General features: G+C 49.5%; 16 protein-coding genes. 7 read left to right on the top strand and 9 right to left on the bottom strand.

Translation table 11 applies throughout. The features are described 5' to 3' along the window. Nucleotides 1-3: 3 nt before the first annotated feature. Both AC9UFE_RS04380 and AC9UFE_RS04375 read right to left on the bottom strand, forming a co-directional pair. The gene (locus AC9UFE_RS04380) at nucleotides 4-2,883 is read right to left on the bottom strand and encodes a UPF0182 family membrane protein (protein ID WP_509546008.1); all 2,880 of its coding nucleotides are present in this window, start codon (nucleotides 2,881-2,883) and stop codon (nucleotides 4-6) included. 15 nt (nucleotides 2,884-2,898) lie between these two features. Then, nucleotides 2,899-3,990 carry a YlbL family protein gene (locus AC9UFE_RS04375; protein ID WP_509546005.1) on the bottom strand — a complete coding sequence of 364 codons (1,092 nt, stop codon included), beginning with the start codon at nucleotides 3,988-3,990 and terminating at the stop codon, nucleotides 2,899-2,901. Between the two features lie 166 nt (nucleotides 3,991-4,156). Between AC9UFE_RS04375 and AC9UFE_RS04370 the strand changes: the two genes are divergently transcribed. Then, on the top strand, nucleotides 4,157-5,455 hold the full coding sequence (locus AC9UFE_RS04370; RefSeq protein WP_509546003.1) for a zinc-dependent metalloprotease: 1,299 nt from the start codon (nucleotides 4,157-4,159) through the stop codon (nucleotides 5,453-5,455). Here AC9UFE_RS04370 and AC9UFE_RS04365 read toward each other — a convergent pair. Continuing rightward, the gene (locus AC9UFE_RS04365; protein WP_509546000.1) at nucleotides 5,444-7,132 is read right to left on the bottom strand and encodes an ATP-dependent helicase; all 1,689 of its coding nucleotides are present in this window, start codon (nucleotides 7,130-7,132) and stop codon (nucleotides 5,444-5,446) included. The genes AC9UFE_RS04370 and AC9UFE_RS04365 overlap by 12 nt on opposite strands. Further along, nucleotides 7,119-8,078, bottom strand: a complete 960-nt coding sequence (nudC, locus tag AC9UFE_RS04360) for an NAD(+) diphosphatase (RefSeq protein WP_509545998.1) — start codon at nucleotides 8,076-8,078, stop codon at nucleotides 7,119-7,121. The genes AC9UFE_RS04365 and nudC overlap by 14 nt, the downstream gene beginning before the upstream one ends. Nucleotides 8,079-8,134: 56 nt before the next feature. On the opposite strand from nudC, the gene AC9UFE_RS04355 reads away from it, so the two are divergent. Then, nucleotides 8,135-9,151, top strand: a complete 1,017-nt coding sequence (locus tag AC9UFE_RS04355) for a phosphotransferase (RefSeq protein ID WP_509545996.1) — start codon at nucleotides 8,135-8,137, stop codon at nucleotides 9,149-9,151. On the opposite strand, the gene AC9UFE_RS04350 is transcribed toward AC9UFE_RS04355, so the two are convergent. Both AC9UFE_RS04350 and AC9UFE_RS04345 read right to left on the bottom strand, forming a co-directional pair. Continuing rightward, nucleotides 9,148-12,270 (bottom strand): ATP-dependent helicase, encoded by a 3,123-nt coding sequence (locus tag AC9UFE_RS04350; RefSeq protein WP_509545994.1) that lies wholly within the window; start codon nucleotides 12,268-12,270, stop codon nucleotides 9,148-9,150. The two genes, AC9UFE_RS04355 and AC9UFE_RS04350, sit on opposite strands and share 4 nt — an antisense overlap. Continuing rightward, nucleotides 12,260-15,406, bottom strand: coding sequence for a PD-(D/E)XK nuclease family protein (locus AC9UFE_RS04345; protein WP_509545992.1), 3,147 nt, complete (start codon nucleotides 15,404-15,406; stop codon nucleotides 12,260-12,262). The genes AC9UFE_RS04350 and AC9UFE_RS04345 overlap by 11 nt, the downstream gene beginning before the upstream one ends. 54 nt (nucleotides 15,407-15,460) lie before the next feature. Between AC9UFE_RS04345 and AC9UFE_RS04340 the strand changes: the two genes are divergently transcribed. Both AC9UFE_RS04340 and AC9UFE_RS04335 read left to right on the top strand, forming a co-directional pair. Next, nucleotides 15,461-15,685: a DUF3107 domain-containing protein gene (locus AC9UFE_RS04340; protein WP_509545990.1), complete on the top strand. Its 225-nt coding sequence runs from the start codon at nucleotides 15,461-15,463 to the stop codon at nucleotides 15,683-15,685. Then, nucleotides 15,685-15,975 (top strand): hypothetical protein, encoded by a 291-nt coding sequence (locus AC9UFE_RS04335; protein WP_509545988.1) that lies wholly within the window; start codon nucleotides 15,685-15,687, stop codon nucleotides 15,973-15,975. The genes AC9UFE_RS04340 and AC9UFE_RS04335 overlap by 1 nt, the downstream gene beginning before the upstream one ends. On the opposite strand, the gene AC9UFE_RS04330 is transcribed toward AC9UFE_RS04335, so the two are convergent. After that, on the bottom strand, nucleotides 15,955-16,716 hold the full coding sequence (locus tag AC9UFE_RS04330) for a ferritin-like fold-containing protein (protein WP_509545986.1): 762 nt from the start codon (nucleotides 16,714-16,716) through the stop codon (nucleotides 15,955-15,957). The two genes, AC9UFE_RS04335 and AC9UFE_RS04330, sit on opposite strands and share 21 nt — an antisense overlap. A 76-nt stretch (nucleotides 16,717-16,792) precedes the next feature. Between AC9UFE_RS04330 and AC9UFE_RS04325 the strand changes: the two genes are divergently transcribed. Next, nucleotides 16,793-18,142 (top strand): DEAD/DEAH box helicase, encoded by a 1,350-nt coding sequence (locus AC9UFE_RS04325; protein ID WP_509545984.1) that lies wholly within the window; start codon nucleotides 16,793-16,795, stop codon nucleotides 18,140-18,142. Here AC9UFE_RS04325 and AC9UFE_RS04320 read toward each other — a convergent pair. After that, nucleotides 18,139-19,023 (bottom strand): PHP domain-containing protein, encoded by an 885-nt coding sequence (locus AC9UFE_RS04320; protein ID WP_509545982.1) that lies wholly within the window; start codon nucleotides 19,021-19,023, stop codon nucleotides 18,139-18,141. The two genes, AC9UFE_RS04325 and AC9UFE_RS04320, sit on opposite strands and share 4 nt — an antisense overlap. Nucleotides 19,024-19,093: 70 nt before the next feature. Between AC9UFE_RS04320 and AC9UFE_RS04315 the strand changes: the two genes are divergently transcribed. Further along, nucleotides 19,094-20,476, top strand: coding sequence for an aminopeptidase P family protein (locus AC9UFE_RS04315; RefSeq protein ID WP_509545980.1), 1,383 nt, complete (start codon nucleotides 19,094-19,096; stop codon nucleotides 20,474-20,476). Here AC9UFE_RS04315 and AC9UFE_RS04310 read toward each other — a convergent pair. After that, nucleotides 20,473-20,991: a YflT domain-containing protein gene (locus AC9UFE_RS04310; RefSeq protein WP_509545978.1), complete on the bottom strand. Its 519-nt coding sequence runs from the start codon at nucleotides 20,989-20,991 to the stop codon at nucleotides 20,473-20,475. The genes AC9UFE_RS04315 and AC9UFE_RS04310 overlap by 4 nt on opposite strands. Before the next feature lie 37 nt (nucleotides 20,992-21,028). Between AC9UFE_RS04310 and AC9UFE_RS04305 the strand changes: the two genes are divergently transcribed. After that, on the top strand, nucleotides 21,029-22,022 hold a 994-nt coding region (locus AC9UFE_RS04305; RefSeq protein ID WP_509545976.1), incomplete at its 3' end, for a P-loop NTPase.

Here is a 22,022-nt window from a genome sequence, read left to right as displayed (position 1 = left end):
GGACTACGGAGTTGCCGCGAGCGCTGCCTCAATAGCTTCCCGAAGCTTTTCCTCTGCTAATCCATATGCGCTCCAGTCACCAGCTGCCATCGCGGCATCTTTTTCCTGGATGGCCTCAAGTGCTTGCTGCAAAGCTTCAGCTAACGCCTCTGATCCAGTTGCTGGAGCTTCCGGATCAGTAGGTTCGGCGTCTGGATCTGCAGGATCAGTTGGTGCTATCTCGTCTGGAATTCCTGAAGAACCAAATAGAGCCGTTAGTGCTTCATCAAGGGTGTCTTCGAACGCAATTTGATCACCGAAAGCAACCAGAATCTTTTGCAGTAGCGGGTAGCTAGTTTCACCAGTGGACTGGATGTAAACCGGCTGCACGTAAAGTAGTCCTCCACCAACTGGAAGCGTTAGCAAGTTTCCGTTAAGAACTCTGGTTGATCCCTGTCTCAAAATGTTCAGTAGCTGAGACACCTCAGAGTCAGCGCTGAAGTTGTTTTGCACCTGACCAGGTCCTGGAACAATCGTGCTCTTTGGAAGAGTTAGCAACCGAAGCGTTCCATAGTCGGCGGACTTCTGGCCAGCCGTAGTGCCGGCATCTGAATTGGCGACAAGGTAACCGGTCAGTACGTTTCTCGAAGCTTCACCGGTGGAGCGAGGAATAAAGGTCGAATAAATCGAGAAGTCAGGTGAATCAGTACCTGGCACCTGCATGGTGAGATAGTAAGGAGGCTGCAAGGTTCCAACACCTGATCCACCCACTGGATCATTTGGTGTCATCCAAGCATCCTGCTGAGAGTAGAACGCTCCAGCATCTTCAACGTGGTAACTTCCCAGTATCGAACGCTGAACTTTGAATAGATCAGCCGGATAACGCACGTGAGAAAGTAGCTCTCCCGACATCTCGCTCATTGGTTGAATGATTCCTGGGAACACTTTCTTCCAGGTCTGCAGAATTGGATCTTGCTCATCCCACTCGTACAAGGTCACTTCGCCGTCATAGGCGTTAACTGTGGCCTTAACAGAGTTTCTGATGTAGTTGACCTCGCCTCTTAGCAGCACGCTCGGTGAGTTGGCATCTGCGATTGCCTGAGCTAGGTTTTCGGATCTGGAGTATGGATAGTTGTTTGAGGTTGTGTAACCATCAACAATCCACAGAACCTGGCCGTCGATGATCGCAGGATATGGATCTGAGTCCAACTCAAGGAATGGAGCAACGGCTGCCACACGTTCCCGCGGATTGCGGTTATAAAGAATCTGAGATTCAGAATTTATGGCGTCAGATAACAAGATCTGTTCGCTCTGGAACTTCAGCGCATAAGCAAGGCGCGGAATGATTCCAGAAATCATTGGGCCACCAGATCCTGAGAAGGTGTTGTAGGTCTGGTCGTTCTCACCTTCGCCGGCTGGGAAATCTAGCTCTAGAGGTTCTGCACCAGATGGTGCTCCAACAATCGAATACGTTGGGGAACTTTCTCCAAAGTAAACCCTCGGTTCGTAATCCCCTAGTTCTCCAACCGATGGGATACCGGATTGCATGAATACTGGCTTTCCGTCTGGGGTGCGCTGGTTTCCGTAAGCGGCAACAACACCAAATCCGTGGGTGTAAACAACCACGTTGTTGTACCAAGACTGCGAGTCTCCAAGACCAGCCTGGTTCAATTCACGAACTGCTAAAACAGTGTCCTGAACTTTTCCATCAATTTCGTAGCGACCAACATCTAGCTGGTTTGGGAAGTTGTAGTACTGACGGAACTGCTCAAGTTGTCTAAATGAAGAGCTAACAAGAGCCGGGTCCAAAATTCGAATAGAAGCAGTTGTTTCGGCATCCTCGCGTAAGGCACCTGCCTCAGCGTCAACAACAGCGTTGTATTCGACACGCTCTACGGTGTCGATACCAAAGGCTTTAGATGTGGCATCCAGGTTTCTTTGAATGTATGGCGACTCCAAGACTCGCTCATTTGGAACTACCTGGAAAGTCTGGACTGCCCAAGGAAATAATCCTCCAAGAATAAGTGAGCTAACAACCATCAATCCGGTAGCAACAACCGGTAAGCGCCACTTGCCAACAAAAGCAGCTACCAAGAATAAGAGGGCAACAACAATAGAAATAAGAGCCAAGATCTGTAATCCAGGGATTGCGGCATTTACATCGGAGTAGCTTGCTCCGGTAAACAAACCGGCAGAGCTAGTCAGTGTTGAGTACTGATCTAACCAAAGGGATGCCCCTTGGGTCAGTAAGTATAGAAAAGCCGAGATGCCAATTTGAATGCGAGCTGCTTTAGAAACTAGAGTCTCACGACCATTGAATTTGATGCTTCCGTAAATGATGTTAACCCCGGCAGCTAGTAGCAGCGCAATAAGGAAAGCAGCAGAAAGGAATCCGACTAGGCCGATATAAAAAGGCAGCTCAAAGATGTAGAAAGAAATGTCCATACCAAACTGTGGATCAGTTTCACCAAATGGGGTGCGGTTTAGATAAGAAAGAACAACCCCCCAGCTTGGAGCTACGGACAAACCGGCAATTGTTCCAAGAGCCAGTGGAACACCAATCATGACCGCTTTTCTAAGCTGATCAATTAGCTGGCGATACTGCTCAAAAGGAGATCTCTCGTCTGCAAACTTGATATAAACCGGTCTAAACCTAAAAGCGAGCCAGAGACCTAATCCGGTTATAAGAGTGAAAGCTAGAGCTGAAACCGTAAACAGCGCTCCCTGAGCAAATATTTGGGTGCTTAGCACGCTCAAGAAGCCAAGGTGATCAAACCACAACACGTCGGTGTATAAACCAGCAACGCTCAGCAGAATCGCACCAATTACAACAACTATTCCAATAGCAATTGTCGACGGGGAAAGAGTCGGTCTTGGAATGCCTTGGTTAGCAGTTTGGGTCATGATTCTCCTGTTTTCCTAGTTCGTGCAACTTGGTAAAGATTCCAATTGCTCGTTGGCCGAAAGCTTTTCTAAAGCGTCGAGCGCTTGCTGTAGTGTCTCTATTTTAACTACCCTCAGGCCATCGGGGACGTTTCCTACGATTTCTTCGCAATTAGCCGCCGGGGCCAAAAACACCGTTGCTCCAGAGCGTGAGGCCCCATAGAGCTTCTGCACGACTCCACCAATTGGGCCCACTTCGCCAGATTGAGAGATCGTTCCGGTTCCCGCAACGTGCAAGCCGCCGGTTAGATCTCCGGGAGTAAGCCTGTCAATGATTCCAAGAGCGAACATCATTCCTCCGGATGGACCGCCGACATCTCCCAGCTGGAGATTTACCTCTATCGGAAAGTCATACTTGTATCCCACCAAAATTCCTAGTCTAAAGTTTCCCTCGGCGTCTTTGACTGGAGACACTTCTTTTATGACCTCCCGTCCGTTCCTGTCAACCACAACTGACAGTGGTGCTACTTCGTCCCAGCTGGTAACTAATTCTTTGAGTTGCTCGATGTCTAAGATTGCTTCAGAATTTAGTGACAATACAAAATCCCCTGCCACAAGCTTTCCACTTGCTGCCGCATCCGCCACAACCTCGGCGATGTATACCTGCCTTGGTGTTTCATAGCCGAGGTAATTTAGCGCTGCAGCGATAGCTTCTTGCTGAGAAACTTCCATCATCGCACTGGACTCTGACCGAACTTCCTCCGTAGTGCGATCGTCGGGATAAAGTAGCTCAACTGGAACTACCTTCTGGGACTGATCGGCCCACGCGAGCGCAATTTCAATCCAACTTGGAGTGTTCTCGGGTCTTCCAACTATGCTCACGGTCAAAATCTCGAGCATTCCCTCGGACTCGTAACTTTCAGCGCCCGAAATTTGAATTACCGGCTCATCTGCAACTTCGCCCAAAACGTCGTAGGTTGGGCCAGCTCTTTCAATGAGGTAGGGAGTTGGAAGCACAGCTAAAACCAAAAAACCGACAGCAAATGTAACCGCTGCGAAGAACCCGACAGCGCGCTTAGCCTGCACACTAGCTTTTGAACTAGTTCTATCCCTCTGGAAAAAAGTCATGCCCGCCTTGATTTGTAAGCCTGACAATTAGCCTAAGTGAGGGTAATAGCGAACTTGCCCCAATATCCCACGCTCTCGGCGAACACCCAGAAACCAAAGCAATAGTTCAGGCAGATTAGGGATTTAGAGGAAGTAGCCTTGAATCAGATAGAAGATAGGTAGTCAATTGAACGAGAACCGGCCAGAGCCCGAAGACTTTGAGGCCATGCTGCGCAAGTTTCTATCCGGTGCGCCACTTGACCCAGAGCAACTCGCCAAGGCTGCAGGCTTACCACTTGACCCAAAGGCGCTTCAGGAGATGCTTACCCAGATCGGCGCCGCAATCGCTCCAGGCAACCAAACAGAAGGCGTGAACTGGAATCTAGTTCAAACTCAGGCAAGGAAAATTTCCGCCAAGAACACTGTCGCAGTTCCAGAGTCAGTTGGAAGGTCGATTAATACCGCAACTGCAACGGGAAACTTGTGGCTGGATGAAGCTACCGATCTAGGTCCAATCTCAATCGAGCCAAAACTTCTTTCAAGAGAATTGTGGGTAGCTGACTCAATCGGCTTGTTCAAAGACCTGGCAACTCCGGTTGCAGAACGCATGGCGGTAGCTCTAACCGAAAACTTCCAAGAGAATTTGCCAGAGGAGTTTGCTGGCATGCTCTCCCAAGCAAGTGGCATCATGAAATCAGCTGGTTCAGTCATGTTTGCCATGCAACTGGGAGAAGCGCTAGGAAAGCTATCAGAGGAAGTGCTTAGCGGTGGCGACATCGGCTTACCGATCTTCCAAGAAGCAAGACCTGCCTTTGTCGCCCAAAACTTAGCTAACTTTGTCAATTCCCTCGAAGAAGAAGCTGACCAGGTCTATATCTACCTGGCGGTTCGAGAACTTGCCCATTCCAGATTGTTCAAGCACAGCAAGTGGCTCCGCGGATACATCGTGAACCTAATCACTTCTTATGCCAGTGAAATCACAATCGATAATTCCAAAATTGTTGAGCTCTCCGAAGGATTCGACCCCGCCGAGGTAGGCAACATTCAAAAAGCTCTCGAATCCGGTGCGCTTATTGCTCCAAGAACAGAATCACAAACTAGAGCTCTGGAAAGAATTGAAACGGTGCTCGCTCTTATCGAGGGTTGGGTGGATTGCGTCACTCAAGCAGCAACCAAGCGGCTTCCAAGATCTCTGGCTATTGCGGAAACAATGAGACGCAAGCGTGCATCCATCGGTCCTGCCGAGCGAACTTTCTTGACACTAATTGGATTAGAACTAAGGCCAAGAAAAATACGCGAGGCATCTTTGATGTGGCAGCAGGTGACCGATGCAGCTGGTTTGGAAAAAAGAGATTCGATTTGGTCTCACCCGGATCTGATTCCTACCGAGCAGGACATTCAAGACCCAGCTAAGTTGATTGAGCGAACTCTGAAGCAAAACCCTGAAGACGAAATTGACGCGGCCCTGAGGGACTTACTGGGCTAAGCCTGCTTGCAGCACGGCTACGAATCTTGAGGGTGAGCGCTCTCTACCTTTATCTTGATCGACAAAAGAAAGTCTCAGTTGGGCCTTGGCCCTAGTAATCCCAACATAAAGAAGTCTTTTCTCTTCTTGAATTGCGGCGTCTGTCTTGGCGTAGGTGATTGGCAAGTAACCCTCGTTTAGGCCAATTATGTAAACCATTGGCCACTCCAATCCCTTGGCTGCGTGAATGGTAGACAGGGTAACTGCTTCCTGGGTTGGCTCATGTTGCGAGTGAGCGCGATCGGCTAACTCGAGAGCAAAATCCTTGATGCCTGCTCCTTCTGGAAGCTCATCGACCATATACAAAAGTGCATTGAGTGCTTCCCACTTGCTGGCAACTGAGCCTTGTTGCGTTGGTCTTTGCTGTTGCCAACCAAGGGATCGAACAATGTCGCTAACAGCGTGATCAAGAGGTTTGCCAGAAGGCGAAAGCGACTCTGCTCTAATGAGCTGAACAGCGGTGCGTATCTCCGGCCTGGCAAAAAACCGCTCTCCTCCTCGAAGCTGATAAGAAATACCTAAATCATCAAGCGCTCGTTCTAATTCTTCAGACTGGCTGTTGATTCGATACAACACCGCTATGTCACTTTTAGAAACCCCGGCTTGAATCGATTCAGCGATGGATTTTGCAACTGCTTTGGCTTGTGAGCTGGTGGAGTCAAAGCTTTGAATTGTTGGCGTTGTCCCAGCGCCACCGGCGGCCTCAAGGTCTCCACCCATTGCAGAGTCACTGGTTAATCGATTAGCAAAGGCGACAATTTGTTTACTGGATCGATAATTTGTTATTAGATCCACAACAGTGGATCCTGGAAAGCGATCTTGGAAACTGCGCAGGAATTCACTGCTGGCGCCAGTGAAAGAGTAGATGGTCTGGTTCGGATCCCCCACAACACACAGCTCTGCGTGCGAGCCAAGCCACTGATCCAGTAGGGCGTGCTGCAGAGGGGAAATGTCCTGATACTCATCAACTGTGAAGAAGCGATACTGACTCTGAACATGAGAAAGCGCTCGAGGTTCTGCTTTTAGCAGTCCCAGTGTCAAAATCAAAACGTCTTCCCAATCCAGACGCTGCATGCGAATCTTTTCTTGTTCGTACGCTTGCTGAATCTCAAGATTCTTTGCGAAGCTAAGACCTGCTACCTGTGCCCTTGTGTCGGCGAGTAATGCGTACTCATCCATCGAAAGCATCGAGTACTTACGCCACTCAATCTCGCTTGCTAAGTCCCGTAGCGCTGCTGCATCCAGGTTGATAGACATTGCCTTGGAGACCTGGCCAATCAGTTTGGCTTTGGAATCCAAGATCGAAGGTGCTGGCACTCCTACTAGCTGTGGCCAAAAGAATTCCAATTGAGCAAGAGCTGCGGCGTGAAAAGTTCTAACGGAAACAGCGCCAACGCCCAGTTGCCGAAGCCTCGCTCGTAACTCCCCCGCTGCGCGATTTGTGTAAGTGAGAGCGAGAACTCGATTAGCGGCAAAATGCCCTGTTGCAATTCCATAGGCAATGCGGTGAGTAATGGTTCTGGTTTTTCCGGTTCCCGCACCGGCCAAGATAACTGTTGGGCCAACTAGCGACTGAGCGGCAACTTTTTGATTCTGATCTAGTCCTTCTAGAATCTGCTGCGCGCTACTGTTCGCCATTTTTCGTTTCCTCAGCCGCGGAATCAATTGCAGAGCCATACCAAAGTTCAATAAGTGCTCTCGAGATGGTTGAATCACTTGGTAGCAACAGTGATTTCGCCTCCGCTGCAATCTCCGCCCTGGAGAACCAACGCAACTTCACTATTTCTTCACCATCTGGCAAGAACACAATGCTTGAGTCGGCTTTGGCTGTGAAGCCAAGCATTAGTGACTGCGGAAACGGCCAGCTCTGTGAATAGAGATATTCGACGTCGAATACATCCAACCCACACTCTTCTTTCATCTCTCGAACTACTGCAGCCTCGAGCGACTCCCCCGCCTCGACAAAGCCCGCGAGAATCGACCAGCGATTTTGTTCCCAGGTACCTTGAGAACCAAGCAGGATGCGATCTTCTTGGTCGGTAATTGCAACAATGATCGCCGGGTCGGTGCGCGGAAAGATTTCGTTATTGTCCTTGAAGCACCGTCTTACCCAGCCGCCCTGCTCGATCACCGTTGGAGTTCCACACTTTGGACAGTGTTGATTTTTCTCGTGCCAGTTGGCAACAGCCAGTGACTGGGTGAATAGACCCGCATCTCTATCGGAAAGCTCTGAGCCCAATGCCCGCAGGCTCTGCCAAAGTGCTGGATCGGGCTCAATTGACATCGCTGAGTTGTCATTAACTACTGCCAGCACAATCGCCGATCCTTTTGCTTCTAGCGGAGTTTCGATTGTTGTCTTACCCAAATAGACCCGAAGGTTTGCAGCGGGAACTTTTTCAACCGGTAGCAAATAAAGTTCTGGGCTAGAAAGGCCCTTGCGAACCAGAGCCTTGCCCTCATGTAGAACCAGAACCCGAGTGGATTGCATACTCCAGAGCTCATCGAAAAGCTCAGGTTTGGAGCGAGATAAGTAGTCTCTATCGAGCTCCCAGCGAGCAAGGGGTGGAAGCTTAATTTCGGTCACTTTATCCTCGCGTGGCGATACTGAATAGATTGGGCAATGTTGTCTAACCTAAATTTATGGCTAGATCACCCTTGATTTTAGCGGCACTGGCTAAAGACGCAGTTCCGCAGTTTGACTTCGCACAGGTAAAGCACCTAGACGCTGGACAATCAGGTGCTTTTGACGCAGCTCTGCTAACCGCCAAGAGCGGGGAGCACTTCGTTGTTCGTATGGCAAACAGCCCAACCGCCGGAACAGAACTTGAAGCAGAGATTAGAGCCCTCAAGTGTTTCTCCTCCCTGGTGCGCCTAAACCTTCCTTTTCAGATTGGCCAGCTCATCGGAGATACCCAAGACTCAGATGGCCAGCGCGCTCTAGTTTTTGATTTTGTCTACGGAAACTCCATTGAACTTTCTCGTGTGGAGCCAGTGAGTCAACTAACTACAAGCATTGCTTTCGCTATCGCGGCAATTCACAACTTGCCTCACGAGCTGGTGCAAAAATCTGGATTCCCAGAACTTGACCCAAACCAAAACCTGAAATACCGCATTATGGAGCTGGACCGCGCTGCCCAGACAGGTAAGGTTCCGCCAATTCTGCTGCAGCGCTGGGAAACTGCTTTGGAAGATTCCAGCATGTTCCGCTACCAGCCAACCGTGGTGCACGGAGCAATCAATGGCCACAGCGTTTTAGAACTAGATGGGAAAGTTTCTGGTGTTCTGCACTGGAGCGGACTGAGAATTTCTGATCCAGCAGAGGACTTGGCTTGGGTTCTGGGTGGAGCAACTAGCGAACTTGCCAAGAATCTAGTTGCTAGATACTTCGAAGCTAGGCCTGGTGCCGATGTAAACCTTTGGTCGAGAGCTTTGTTGTATAGCGAACTAGAACTTGCCAGATGGTTGCTGCATGGCTACTCACAGGGAAGCCAAGAGATTATTGAAGACGCTGTGGGAATGCTTTTGGTATTGACCGAAGAAGTTGAATCAGGAAAAGCCGAGCGCATTGCCGCTGCTCCCCTGGCTACTGAGATTGCTCAGCAACGACGTGCCGAAGAGGCAACTTCGAACCCAATCAAGAACGACGAGCTTTTCTAAACAAAGAGCTCTCCCCAAAGCTTCATAAGCTCTTCGGGTCCAGGAACAACTTCTGGTCTGAGTTCGGTGTTTTCAGACACAAAGTAGAAGCAAACATCAATTTGATCAACCGGCACATTTCGAAGCTTTGAGTAAGCAAAGCGATACAGAGCCAACTGCAAGATCATTTCCTGCTCCTGCTCGGTGGTTTCTGGCGGGCTACCGGTTTTCCAGTCCACTATTTCGTAGCGCTCCCCCACTTTGAACACCGCATCCAGTTTGCAAACAAATGTGTTGACTCCGTGGGTCAAGTTGATTTCAAGCTCAATTTCCGAATCTTTGAAGTTTGCGAATCTGGAACTCTTGAATGTCTCTGCCAATTCAGTAACTGTGGGAGAAGTTACCTGGTCAATCTCGGATACTAAGAAATCCTCTACCCAAGAGTGAAACAGTGTTCCAGTTCGGGTGGCGCGGTAAGGCTTTGACGGAGTTGGTCGCAAGTGTTTAGCTGCCATGGCGTCAACATCTTTCACAAACTCTTTGAACCTGGATGCAGGAATTCGAACCGGAAGATCAACAACCGCTAAACGAGCAAGGCGGTCATCTTGCTCCTTTAGAAGTAAATCAATTTCTTCTTGAACACTGCTTTGCCTTGAATCACTGCCTGAATCCGCTAACTGATTACTTGCTTGCGTTACTTGCTTAGCTGCATCCTTCAAAACCGAAGCGTATTGCTCGCCGACTGGATCCAGTGGCCAGCTGGCAGTTTTTGGTTCCAAGTTAAGAGGATTTTCCTGGCTGTTGATCTCCGGAAACTCAAAGCCCTCTCCTGCTAATTGCTCAAGGAAGCGAGAAGGTTTTCTCGATCCTGCGTTGCCTGGTTTCCAGTAAGAACCAGTAAGGAGCAAGGCTTGCTTAGTTCTGGTTATTGCAACATAAATTAATCGATACTCTTCTCTGAGTTGGTGCTCTTTGTTGTCGGCACGAAACTGATCCTTAGCTGCTTTTATCTCCGCCTGGGTTCTAGCTGCCTCATAAGCGAAAACCGGAAGCGAACTAGCGTCACCTCGAAGCGGATACGGCAACTCGGCACCAGAAAGCCATCCAGAAACAGATCTTGGCTTGCTCGGAAAATCATCTTCCACAAGATTCGGCACCGCAACAAAGTCCCATTCAAGTCCCTTTGCGGCGTGCACCGTGAGCACCTGCACTACACCCGCTGCCGGGTTGGACTTTGGCAATTCAAATCGCTCTTTCTTGGATGCGTAATCCAGCCAGTTCAAGAAACCTGCTAACTGCGAAGCGGCACTGGATGCGCTAAAGCCCGCAACTGTTTCATAGAACGACTCAAGCTGGGCCATTGGGTTTTTGAGCCTTGGATTGGCTCGAAGTTCAATATCTAGCCAGAGCTCCTCGGCAACCACTCGAACAAAATCTGCCAAAGGCAGTGCTGTCGCCGACCGCAAGTTTCTAAACAAGGTGGCCGCGTCACGGAGTCTCGTTAAAGACTCAGGCGAAAACTCCAAAAGTAATTCCAGGCTCTGACTAGTCACCTCGTCCAGGGCCTCAACAATGGTGAGCTCCTGGCGGAAGACGCCCTCTTGCCTTGGTCCAGATAGTTTTCTTGCCATAACAAACAGGCGATCGATGTCCTTTGGACCAATGCGCCACCTTGCGCCGGTGAGTAGCCTGATTAGCTCGCTACCGGCATCAACGCGTTGGACAACTTTCAAAGCAGAAACTAGGTCAACAATTTCTGGGAGTTCGAGTAAGCCACCAAGACCCACAACCTCAACCTCAATACCGTTTGACTGCAGCGTCTCAACGAATAGGGCCATAGCTGAGCGCTTGCGCATCAAAACCGCACAGCTTGACCCCTGTTCTAGCGCAGGCTTGAACCAATCGGCCAATTGCTGAGCCTCTTGCTCGATGGTTTCCAAAAAGCGAACCTGAACTTCACCGTCCAGAGCATCCGGCATCGGCTCAAGTTTCACTGGCAGCACTCTCTGATCCAAAGGTTTGGGGAGTTCGAAGCTTGCCTGGTTGGCTAGTGGCAAAGAAATCTCATTGGCTTTTTCCAAAACCTGAATCGGGTTTCGCCAGCTGGTTTTCAAGCTAAAGTTTCGGGAAGTTCCAAAGTCGCTAGCAAATTCGTCAAGGTTTGATGCACTTGCCCCGCGCCAACCATAGATGGACTGGTTTGGATCTCCAACAGCAAACACCGATCTTTCTGCAAATAGGGTTGATAGCAACCTGGTTTGCAAAACGGAAGTGTCTTGATACTCATCTAGCATTACCTGAGTAAAGCTCTCGCGAAGATTAGTTGCTGCCTCGGGGAACTCAGTAACTGACCTCAAGGCAAGAGCCACCTGATCTGAGTAATCAACCATGGAGCGCAGTTTCTTTTCCTTCTGGAAGATCTCGGCTAGTTCGGCTACCAGTGGTGCCGGCTTTAGCTCCTCAACGATTGTTTCAACATAGGCAAATCTGGAGCCAACCTCCTCGCCGACTTTTTTGGGAAGTCTTGCGATGTGATCAACGGATCGAGCGATTTCACTTTGCAGGTTAGCTGCCGTTTGCCCGTTGTCATTTAGCGCCCTTGCCAACTCGATCACTTTTTCAACCAGAGCATCGATGTTTAGCTCCAGATCGCTTAGGGTCCCAGAAACATCAGACCCAAAGCGAACGCAAACCTCTCTGGCCAAACGGAAAGCGGTTGCTTCGCTAATGAGCGTGGCATCTGATTCGTAACCCAGAGCCAATGCGTTATCGCGAAACACCTGGTTTGCGAAAGCGTTGTAGGTCGAAATAGTAGGTGCCTGGAAATCAAACTCCAGACCCTCTGGCCAGAAGGCGGAGTCGCGCAGCTTCAGTAACGACTCGTAGATTCTTTTTGATAGCTCGGTCGCTGCCTTTTTGGTAAAGGTAAGACCAAGTATCTGCTCGGGTCTTGCAAAACCATTAGCAACTAGCCAAAGTACCCGAACTGCAAGTAGCTCGGTCTTGCCACTTCCTGCCCCTGCAACCACCAGGCTTGGTGAATCTAAGGCAGCTTGTTCGATAGCTTCAATTTTTTCTCGAGAGAGCTCACTATCCTTTATTACCTTGAAAATTTCTGCTGCTGAGAATTTAGCCAACATAGGACACCGCCCTCGTTAGATGCAGTTTGCAGCTTCCGTATTCACGTTCTGATTCGCAGTGGTTAGAAAGCTCAGCGACAAATACTTGCCTTGCCATCCCCTCAGTTGTTTCTAAAAGCAGCTTCTTGAATCCAGCAGAGGTATCTTCGCTCATGGCAGGCTGTGATCGCTCGGTGTATTTGTCGCCGCCAACGATTAGTAACTTTGCTCCCGCAAGCTGTTCTTGAGCTATCTTTCCAATATCCTCAAAGCCACCTTCTAAAAGTGCCATTTGATACAAGGCAAGCTGAGGATTTGTTGCAGTGTCCGCGTCCGTTGGTGCTGAGCTACCTGTTTTTAGATCAACAATCATGATGGAGCCGTTTTCGAAACTCTCGATTCGGTCTACTTGGCCCTGGACCCTTACGTGATCAAACTCGAAGCGGAAGTTTTGTTCTTTCGCCAAAACAATCGAGCCCTGGTCTTCGAATTGCTTTAGGTAGCTGGCTAGGTTTGCAAGCATCTTTGCAGCTCTTCGTTTTCCAAGATCTTCTAACCAGTCGGCTTCGAATTCGAGGCTGTGCCAACGCGAGTCGGTAAGTTTTTGTAGTTCTGCCAAATCAGAAGATGAGCTAACTTCCAAAACTTCGTGAACCAGTGTTCCAAGAGATGCCGAGAAGGAATCTGACCTGCCACCATGATTTTGCAAGAACCAGTGCAGCGGGCACTTGAGATAACTTTCTAGCTGAGATGGACGGACAGTAACCAGCTCACTTGTTAGATCAGTTAGTGGCTCTTCCGTTGAAATTGGGAGTAATCCATACCAATTGGATGGATCGCTGCCTGGAACATTGGCTGCAGCTAAGCGGGCGAGCCCCATCGCGAGCTCTGAATTCTCACCAGTGCCACTTGCTAATTCACGACGCATGTCCCCCGCCAAAGAGCGCAGGGTGAAAGATCTTGGGATCTTGCTCTCGGGTTCTGGGATGCTGCCATTTACCAGGGCAAGAAATTGCGAGATCTGCTCTTCTTCCTGATCGGTTGCAGTGACCAAGACTCTAGATCTCGCGGCACCAAGAGCTTTATTGAACATGCGAAGCTCACCCGATAGCTCCGATTTGGTGAGCTCCGAGGTGTTATCGATCTCACCGGTAGCTAAAGCGCCTAGCGCCTGGGCGCCCAACAGGGATGACCTCGGCTTTAGATTCGGCCAGACTCCCTCGATGAGTCCCGGCAACAAAACAGTGTCAAAAGATCTACCTATCAATCCAGAAGGCGTAAGCAACGAAACGTATTCGCCAGAAAGATTATTTAGCGCCAAGCTGTCTTCTGGAATTTCACGAGCTAACTGATCCAAAACAAAATCAATGGCTCTACTCTCGGGGTTACGCTCTGTGAACCTAGCGGCAGCTGCAAATAGCGCCAATACTGAATCAAGATTCTTTCCAGCCTGCATGGCCAGCTCTGACACGCCACGAGATGCAACTACCCAGCGATCCATCAAGGCTGTCCCAGAGATTAGATTCCATAGAACTGCTTCTGTTGTTGCCTCTGGTTCCTGAGCTAGCAGCCTTGTTTGACCAATGAGGCGAATTAACTGCTCTGCTTTGCGAGCCTCTTGAGATCTAACCAAGGCAATTACTGCCGGTTCACTCATTGCAGAAAGCAGCAGTTCGTCGGCGGTTGCTTCAGAGTCTTGATGGGCCCTTCGAAGTGAACGCTTTAGTCGAAGTAGCGAAAGCGCATCAAGCCCACAGACTTCTGAGGTCAGCAGACGCTCTGCTTGGGCAAGGTCCACGGGCTCATCAGATAAACAAACTGCCGCAAGCTGCAGCAGTTCACCCGCGGCGTGATCGGCTTTCAAAGCCGAAGCACTTCCTGTTACTCGAACCGGCACCGAATGAGAGCTAAGCACCAGTGCTAAAGCGTCAAGCTCGGGCCGACTTCTTGCAACCACAGCCATGTTCGACCAGGCCACGCCATCGAATAGATGCCTTCTTCTTAGTGCCCCCGCCAGGTAAGCAAGTTCGTCGGTTCGAGAGCGAAATACTTTTGCGACCAAGCCATCGCCTGAAGCCTGCTCCCCACTGGAAACAGTTAGACCTTTTCTTTGCCTTCCAGCCCGAGCCACCTCTATTTGAGAACTGACTTTGGCAAGCGCAAGAGAAATCTCTGGCGGTCTGATCGGGTGGCTGGCCTGCAAGTAAATAGTCTCCGGATGTACGGATTTCGAGATTGCAATCCGCTCTGCAAGTAGGGTCATAGATTTTGGATTAGCCACCCTAAAACTAAGTGTTGCAACATCGGGGTCTCCAAAAAAGCTAGCCCCCGCTCCATGTTTTGTCAGGGCAGAAATAAACTCGCCTGCTGCTGGAGTTAGCTCTTGGGCATCATCAATCAGTAAAGTTTTGATTGCAATAATCGAGTCTGGGAGCTCTTTCGAAGTTTCAACAACCGATGCAGCCTCCCTGAGCAAAGACGCAGAGTCATACTTTTGTGATTTGCTTGAGTTTTGTAAGTTTAGGTACTGCTGGTAGCAGATACTTGCAGATTGCCACTGCGAAACATTTTGTTCCTGGGCTAACTCAGAGAGTCTCTCGGGTGTAATCCCGTGCTCGATGGCAACAGCGATCAGATCTCTAAGTTCGGTTCTAAATCCAGTAAGTGATCGAACCGTATTGTCTAATTGCTTTGGCCAAATTTCAGGGTCTTGATTTTTGAGAATTTCTTGCAGCATGGCATCTTGTTCGCTACCACTTAGCAATGTTGGAGTTGGGGCATTTAGTTTGCGGGCCCTATCGACAAGTACCGAGAAGGCCAAGCTGGTAAGAGTCTTGGCAATTGGGCCAGCGGTTGCACCTTGTAATTCGAGAGCTAACTGATCGCGATATAGGTTTGCGCTGTCCCTCGTTTGAGCAATCACAACAATTTGCTCTGGCTTGGCGCCCTTATCAACTAGATGCAGAAAGCGAGCTTTCAGGCAGCTTGTTTTGCCAGAGCCCGGAGAGCCAATGACCGTGACTATCGCTTCGGCGGGTAAGTTGACAGCTTGGAGCTGAGAGCTATTGAGCGAAAGCTGCCTGACCGAGTCAATGCGCGAAAGTGGCACAAATTTCGGTTGGGTCATGTCAATCAAGATACCCGAGCCTTCTGACAATAGATGTCTAGCCCACAGTTTTCCTGCCGTAATCTAGTAGTAGAAAGGTTGGTCATGGACATCAAAATCGGCATCAAAAACTCATCTCGCGAACTCAGCTTCGAAACTTCTGCTAGCGCCAAGGAGTTGGAGGCAACTGTTTCGACCGCGATGGAGTCCGAGGCCAAGCTAATCAGCTTGACTGATTCCAAGGGCAACGTGTTTTTAATCCCAACCAAGTCAATTACTTACCTCGAGCTTGGTGCGGAGGAATCTAGAAGGGTCGGGTTCATCGCCTAATGGAGTTTCTATTCATTGTTTTCTACGCAGCTGTTTTGGCCCTGGTGGCACCAGCTGTCAACATAAATTCGGATCGCTATGGCTCTTTTGTTCCAACCGCGATTTCCCTAGCAACTGGTTCTTTCCTGTGGATACTTCTTACCGTCCTGGGCTTTGGTTATACCGATGGCTGGATCTGGTCCATCGTTATGCTCAGCATGCCAGCAGCCATGTATTTTGGCTCGAAACTCTTAGCCTCAAAAAGAAAAAAGAAAGATGAGCTAGCGCTACTAGGCGGCAAGGCCGATTGAATCCATTCTCAGCGAGTGAGCTGCAATCATCTCGCTGATAAGTGGTTCTATCTTTGAGTAAGACTCCAGATTTACTTTTCTTTCTTGCTCAGCGCTTAGAGAAGCTGCCTTATCAATTCCGGCAAGCTTTCGATTATCGAAAGCAGCCCTAACTTCCAGCAGTACATCTCCCATTAGGCGCCTGCCCCAAAGGGCCAGCCTTGAGTCGAGCTCGGGGTTGGCTTTCATGCCCTCGGTTATCACTCTCTGAGCAAATTTCTCGAAAGTCTTATCCGAAAGGGCTTTTTCAACCGACTCTCTAAGTTCCTTGTTTAGACCCACAGCCAGCCGTTTATAGAAATCGTCCAACAAACCAGACACCAGGTAGATCTTAATGATTGCTTCATACCAGTCCACCCCTGAGGTTCTGGAGTGGAAAGTGTCGATTCGCTCGGTGAATGGATCCATCGAGTCAGTTACGTCAACACCCAAACCGGAGAGCTTTTTGGAAATCGCGCGGTACTTTTCAAAACTCTTGGCAGCTGCTTCGCTGAGTTCTGCTTTGTATTGAGTAGTTGGAGCGTATTTGAGCTCATTGGTAAGAATTTCAAAATTAGAGAGCAGCAAATACGCAAGCTGACCTAGGTAGGCCTTTGGCTCTGGCGTGTATGGCTTGAGATTGATTTTGGTCTTGTTTCTAGCAGATCGCTCTTCGCGATCAGGCAAAACAAGCTTGCCAACTTTTTTACGTAAGGATCTCAACCACTCAAACACCTTTCAAGCATAAACGGGATAGCACCTTGCCAAGTAGAGTAAGAAGAGCATATATAGGAGTAATTTGACTTTCAAAGACTTAGGTATCGATCCAGATATCTACCAGGCCCTCGAGGGCCGAGGAATCACCAGCCCCTTTCCAATCCAGGAGCAGGCCATACCGCTTGCCCTCACCGGTCAGGACATTATTGGCCAAGCCAAAACTGGAACTGGAAAGACCCTGGGCTTTGGCCTACCTCTTATTCAATCCCTTGGGCTTGATCCAGAAAAAGGCGCCAAAGCACTGGTAGTTGTTCCAACCAGAGAATTAGCTATTCAGGTTGCAGAAGATCTAAAGCACGCTTGCTCCAATCGCTCAACTACCGTGGCAGCAATCTATGGAGGAAAAGCGTACGAGGGTCAAATTGCAGAAATCGATGCCGGAGCGCAGATCATTGTTGGAACTCCTGGTCGTCTAATTGACCTATCAAAACAAAAAAAGCTTGATCTAAAACACATCCAGTTCATGGTGTTAGACGAAGCAGACGAAATGTTAGACCTTGGCTTCCTACCAGATGTTGAGAAGCTCTTTGCTTACACACCAGAGTCTCGTCAGACCATGCTATTTTCAGCCACCATGCCAGGCGCGATTGTCTCGCTTGCAAGGCGCTACCAAAACAAGCCCGTACACATCAGGGTCAACGACCCTGATGAGGGTTTAACCAAAGCCGACATCAAGCAGTTCGTCTACCGAGCGCACTCGCTAGACAAGGACGAGGTTGTTGGAAGAATTCTGCAGGCCGAAGGCCGTGGCAAGACTGTGATCTTCTGCCGCACCAAGCGCCAAGCTGCCAAGTTAGCCGATGAGCTAATTGATAGAGGCTTTAACGCAAGCGCTTTGCACGGTGACATGTCTCAAGAAGCCAGAGAGAAATCGATGGCCAATTTCCGCTCTGGTAAAAAAGACATTCTGGTTGCTACCGAGGTTGCTGCCCGTGGTATCGACGTTGACGATGTGACACACGTTATTAACTACTCAGTTCCAGAAGACGAAAAGGCTTACCTACACCGCGTTGGAAGAACCGGTCGCGCGGGTCGCCTTGGTATTGCAGTCACATTCGTGGACTGGGAAGACCTAGCGCGCTGGACCCATATCGACAAAGAGCTAAAGTTTGGTCAGCCAGATCCAACAGAAACTTACTCAAGCTCCGAGCACCTGTTTACCGACATGAACATTCCTGCAGGCACCAAGGGAAGAATTAGAGCCAGCACCAAGGTCGAAGTCCCAAAGTCTTCAAGGCCTCAGGGTCAAAAAAGCTCCAGGCCAGCAAGAGGATCTGACTCTAGACCAGAACGTTCTGGAGAAAAAAAGACTGACCGTCCTTCGGGAACTGCGAATAGAACACGTAACCGCACCCGCGGTGGCAATAGCTAAAGCGAAGCTTTAGTTCCAGTTCCAAGCTTCACAATTCGATCCAACATTTCCCCGCTGGTTGTGTTTTCACCCAACTGATTCGGCTTTCCAGCAACGCCGTGATAATCACTCGAACCAGTGACAACAAGATCATGTTTGGTAGCCAAGCCCAGTAGCCAAGACCTAGCCGCTTCTGGAACATCGCGGTGATAAACCTCAATTCCTGATAAACCCCTCTGAATCATTTCCTCGAAATGATCTAGTGGCAGATCTTCTGGGCTAGTGTCTGGGCCGACACCTTTTAGAGGGTGAGCAATTACTGACACTCCCCCGGCTTTCCCAATTAGATCAATTGCCTCCACGGTGGAAACAGCTGAGTGTGAAACATAAAAAGGTCCATCGGTAGACAAGTAATACTCAAACGCTTCGCTTCGATCAGAAACTTTTTTCATGGTAACCAAGGTGTCCGCGATAGCGGGCCTGCCAATAGTTGCACCTTTATCAAGGTGATCTAGAACCATCTCCCAGGTGATGGGCATTTCCTTCGAGAGCTTGTCAACAATCGCTCGCGCCCTTGCCTCTCGGGTGGCAACGGTGTCTCCAAGAACTAAAGCGAGTGCTTCGTGGTTTGGATCCGGAAGGTATGCAAGTAGGTGAACGCTAATTCGGATTGTGCGGCCAAATCTTTCGATATCGGAAACACTTGTTACTTCGATTCCGGGAACAAAGCCCAGTCCTATTTCTTGGGCTTTGGATCTAGCTTCATCCCAGCCCGAGACGGTGTCGTGATCGGTTAGTGCCAAGACGCTGATGCCGGCTTTAGCGGCGTTGGTCACTAGCTGGCTAGGAGTATCGAGTCCATCGGATCTAGTGGAGTGAGTGTGGAGGTCTATTTTGACCATTGAAATCCCTGTTCTGTTAGCTCAACACTACCCAACGCCCAAGACACTAATGAAATGACACAATAGGTAGATGCTTAGCGATAAAAAAGAGGGCACTGGAACAAACCGTTCTAGAACCCCAAACAGCAAAGAGTTTCTTGATTACATTTCAAGTGGTTGGCAAGAAAGCTCCGAAAAAACTGTGTCTCCAACTCCCGCAGCTGACTTTGCTAAAACTAGGCGCGACCAGGTCGCGGCTGAGTTTCCGGGGCAGCTGATTTTGATTGAAGCTGGTGCACCTAAGACCAGATCAAACGACACCGAGTATCGCTATCGACCACATGCAGCCTTTGCTCACCTAACTGGCTGGGGTTCCCAAACCGTTCCGGACTCAGTTTTGGTTATAGACAGTGAGCAGTCAAACCAGATTCTGTTTCTGCGTCCAACAGCAGGGAAAGATTCCGATGAGTTCTTTGCAAACCCCGCCATAGGTGAATTCTGGGTAGGCGCCAGACCAACACTTGAAGATGTCTCCGCGCTTTTAAAAATCGATACCCGCGACCTAAGTGAACTAGGTGATTACCTAGAAGATAAAAAGTCCATAACCCTTGAAGACAGTGAGCTAGCTCAGTTTGTTTCTGAGCTCAGGCTTGTCAAAGACTCCTATGAGATCGATCAAATGCGTCAAGCAGTTGCAAGCTCAATTCGAGGTTTCGAAGACATCGTGAAGGTATTGCCCAGGGCAGCAAAAAACCCGCGCGGCGAAAGAATAATTGAAACAGCATTTTTTGCTAGGGCCAGGCTCGAAGGCAACGACCTAGGCTACGAAACCATTGCAGCTGCTGGAAAAAATGCCTGCATCTTGCACTGGATCACTAACCACGGTCCAGTAAACAGTGGCGAGCTAGTTTTGGTTGATGCTGGAGTGGAAATGGACTCGTTTTACACAGCCGACATAACCCGCACCTTGCCAATCAATGGCAAATACTCCGATGCTCAGCTAGAGATTTACCAAGCGGTACTAGAAGCTGCCGATGCAGCTTTTGCGGTGGCTAAGCCAGGAATAAAGTTCCGCGAGATCCACGAAGCGGCCATGAAGGTGATTGCAAACAAAGTAGCAAACTGGGGAATACTGCCAGTTTCCGCAGAGGAGTCACTAGAAGCTGACAAGCAATTCCACAGACGCTGGATGGTCCACGGCACAAGCCACCACCTAGGTCTTGATGTTCACGACTGCGCTCAGGCAAGAAAAGAAATGTATCTGGATGCTGAGCTTAAAGAAGGAATGATTTTCACCATTGAGCCAGGTTTGTATTTTCACGAGAACGACCTGCTAGCTCCGGAGCGCTTCCGTGGGATCGGGATTCGAATTGAAGACGACGTGTTGGTTACCAAAGACGGTGTTGAGAATCTTTCAGCGAAGCTACCAAGAACCCCAGCCAAGATCGAATCCTGGATGGCTAGTCTTAGTTAACTTTTAGAGGCAGGCTTTTTTGTCGCAGGCTTTTTGGTAGCTGTCGAAGTAGCGGTCTTTATTGCCTTCTTGGCGTCGGCTAATTGACCGGTTGGAACAATCACGTCATACTTTTTAGCGATAACGGCTTGGGCGGAAATAAAGCTTCTCTTGTTCTTGGTGAGGCTAAAGCGAATCACATTTAGCAGCATTCCAACTCCAGCACCGATAACTATTCCTGCGCTTAGGTTTGTTACCACTACCTGCTCTGTTGTGCTGGTGGCACCAAATAGCAATCCAAAAAATAGTCCAATCCAAGAACCGGTAACAGCACCTGAGAGTGCGACTCTTCCAAAGCCAAGTTTGCCCTTTAGGGTTTCAACCGTTTTTAGGTCGGAACCAATTATTGAAATTAATCTTGCTGGGAAACCGTTTTCTACCAGCTGCTCAACTACCTTTACCGCTTCGAGGTAGTTTTTGAACTGGCCAACAACTTCGCCTTCGGGAAGGGTTGATGGTGTATTTTTCTGGCTCATGTTCCTATTCTCTCATGCCTGTCCGTAGAGTTAAGGGGTGTCCGAGGCCCTGATCCATCAAGCTCTTTCAAAAGTAATTGACCCTGAGCTTCGCATACCCCTGACCGAACTCGATATGGTCGGAAAAGTTAGCTTCCAAGCTGGCACCGCAGAAGTTGAAATAAAGCTCACCATCACTGGCTGCCCAGCAGCTAGACGCATCGAACAAGAAACCCATGACGCGGTGGCAGCTATTCCGGGGGTAACAAAAGTCAATGTCACCCTGACGGTCATGACCCCCGAAGAGCGTGACGCGCTAAAGAAAAAACTTCGTGGCGGCAAACCCATGCGTCACAACCCCTTTGATAAAGACACCCTGACGAACATCTTCCTAATTGGCTCCGGCAAAGGTGGCGTGGGTAAATCAACGTTGACCGCCAATCTGGCTGTTGCCCTTGCGAGCCAAGGTCAAAAAGTCGGCCTTATCGACGCCGACATCTTTGGCTTTTCTATCCCGGGCCAACTAGGCATAACCGAGAAGCCAACCAGGGTTGATGAGTTGATTCTGCCCCCAGTTGCATTTGGTGTGAAGGTGATCTCGATTGGCATGTTCGTTGAAGATAACAAGCCGGTTGCTTGGCGAGGACCCATGCTTCACCGCGCAATCGAACAGTTTTTGAGTGACGTCTTCTGGGGAGATCTGGATGTGCTGCTAGTAGACCTGCCTCCTGGAACAGGTGATGTTGCAATTAGCCTTGGGCAACTACTTCCAAGCGCCAAAACAGTTGTTATAACAACACCGCAGCTTTCTGCCAGCGAGGTTGCCGAAAGATCAGGAGCCGTCGGCTTACAAACCGGCCAAGCCATATTTGGCGTCATTGAAAACATGAGCTACCTAGAACAAGATGGCAAGAGAATCGAGCTCTTTGGCAAGGGTGGCGGCGAGCTAGTTGCTAAGTCCTTGAGTGAGCTTTCTGGAGTCAACGTTCCCTTGATTGGTCAAGTGCCGATTTCGGTAGCTCTTAGAGAAGGATCTGACGCAGGAAAACCAC

This window comes from Rhodoluna sp., assembly GCF_044239955.1.
In the GTDB taxonomy this organism is placed as follows: Bacteria; Actinomycetota; Actinomycetes; order Actinomycetales; family Microbacteriaceae; genus Rhodoluna.
This window is presented reverse-complemented; position numbering and strand designations above follow the sequence as displayed.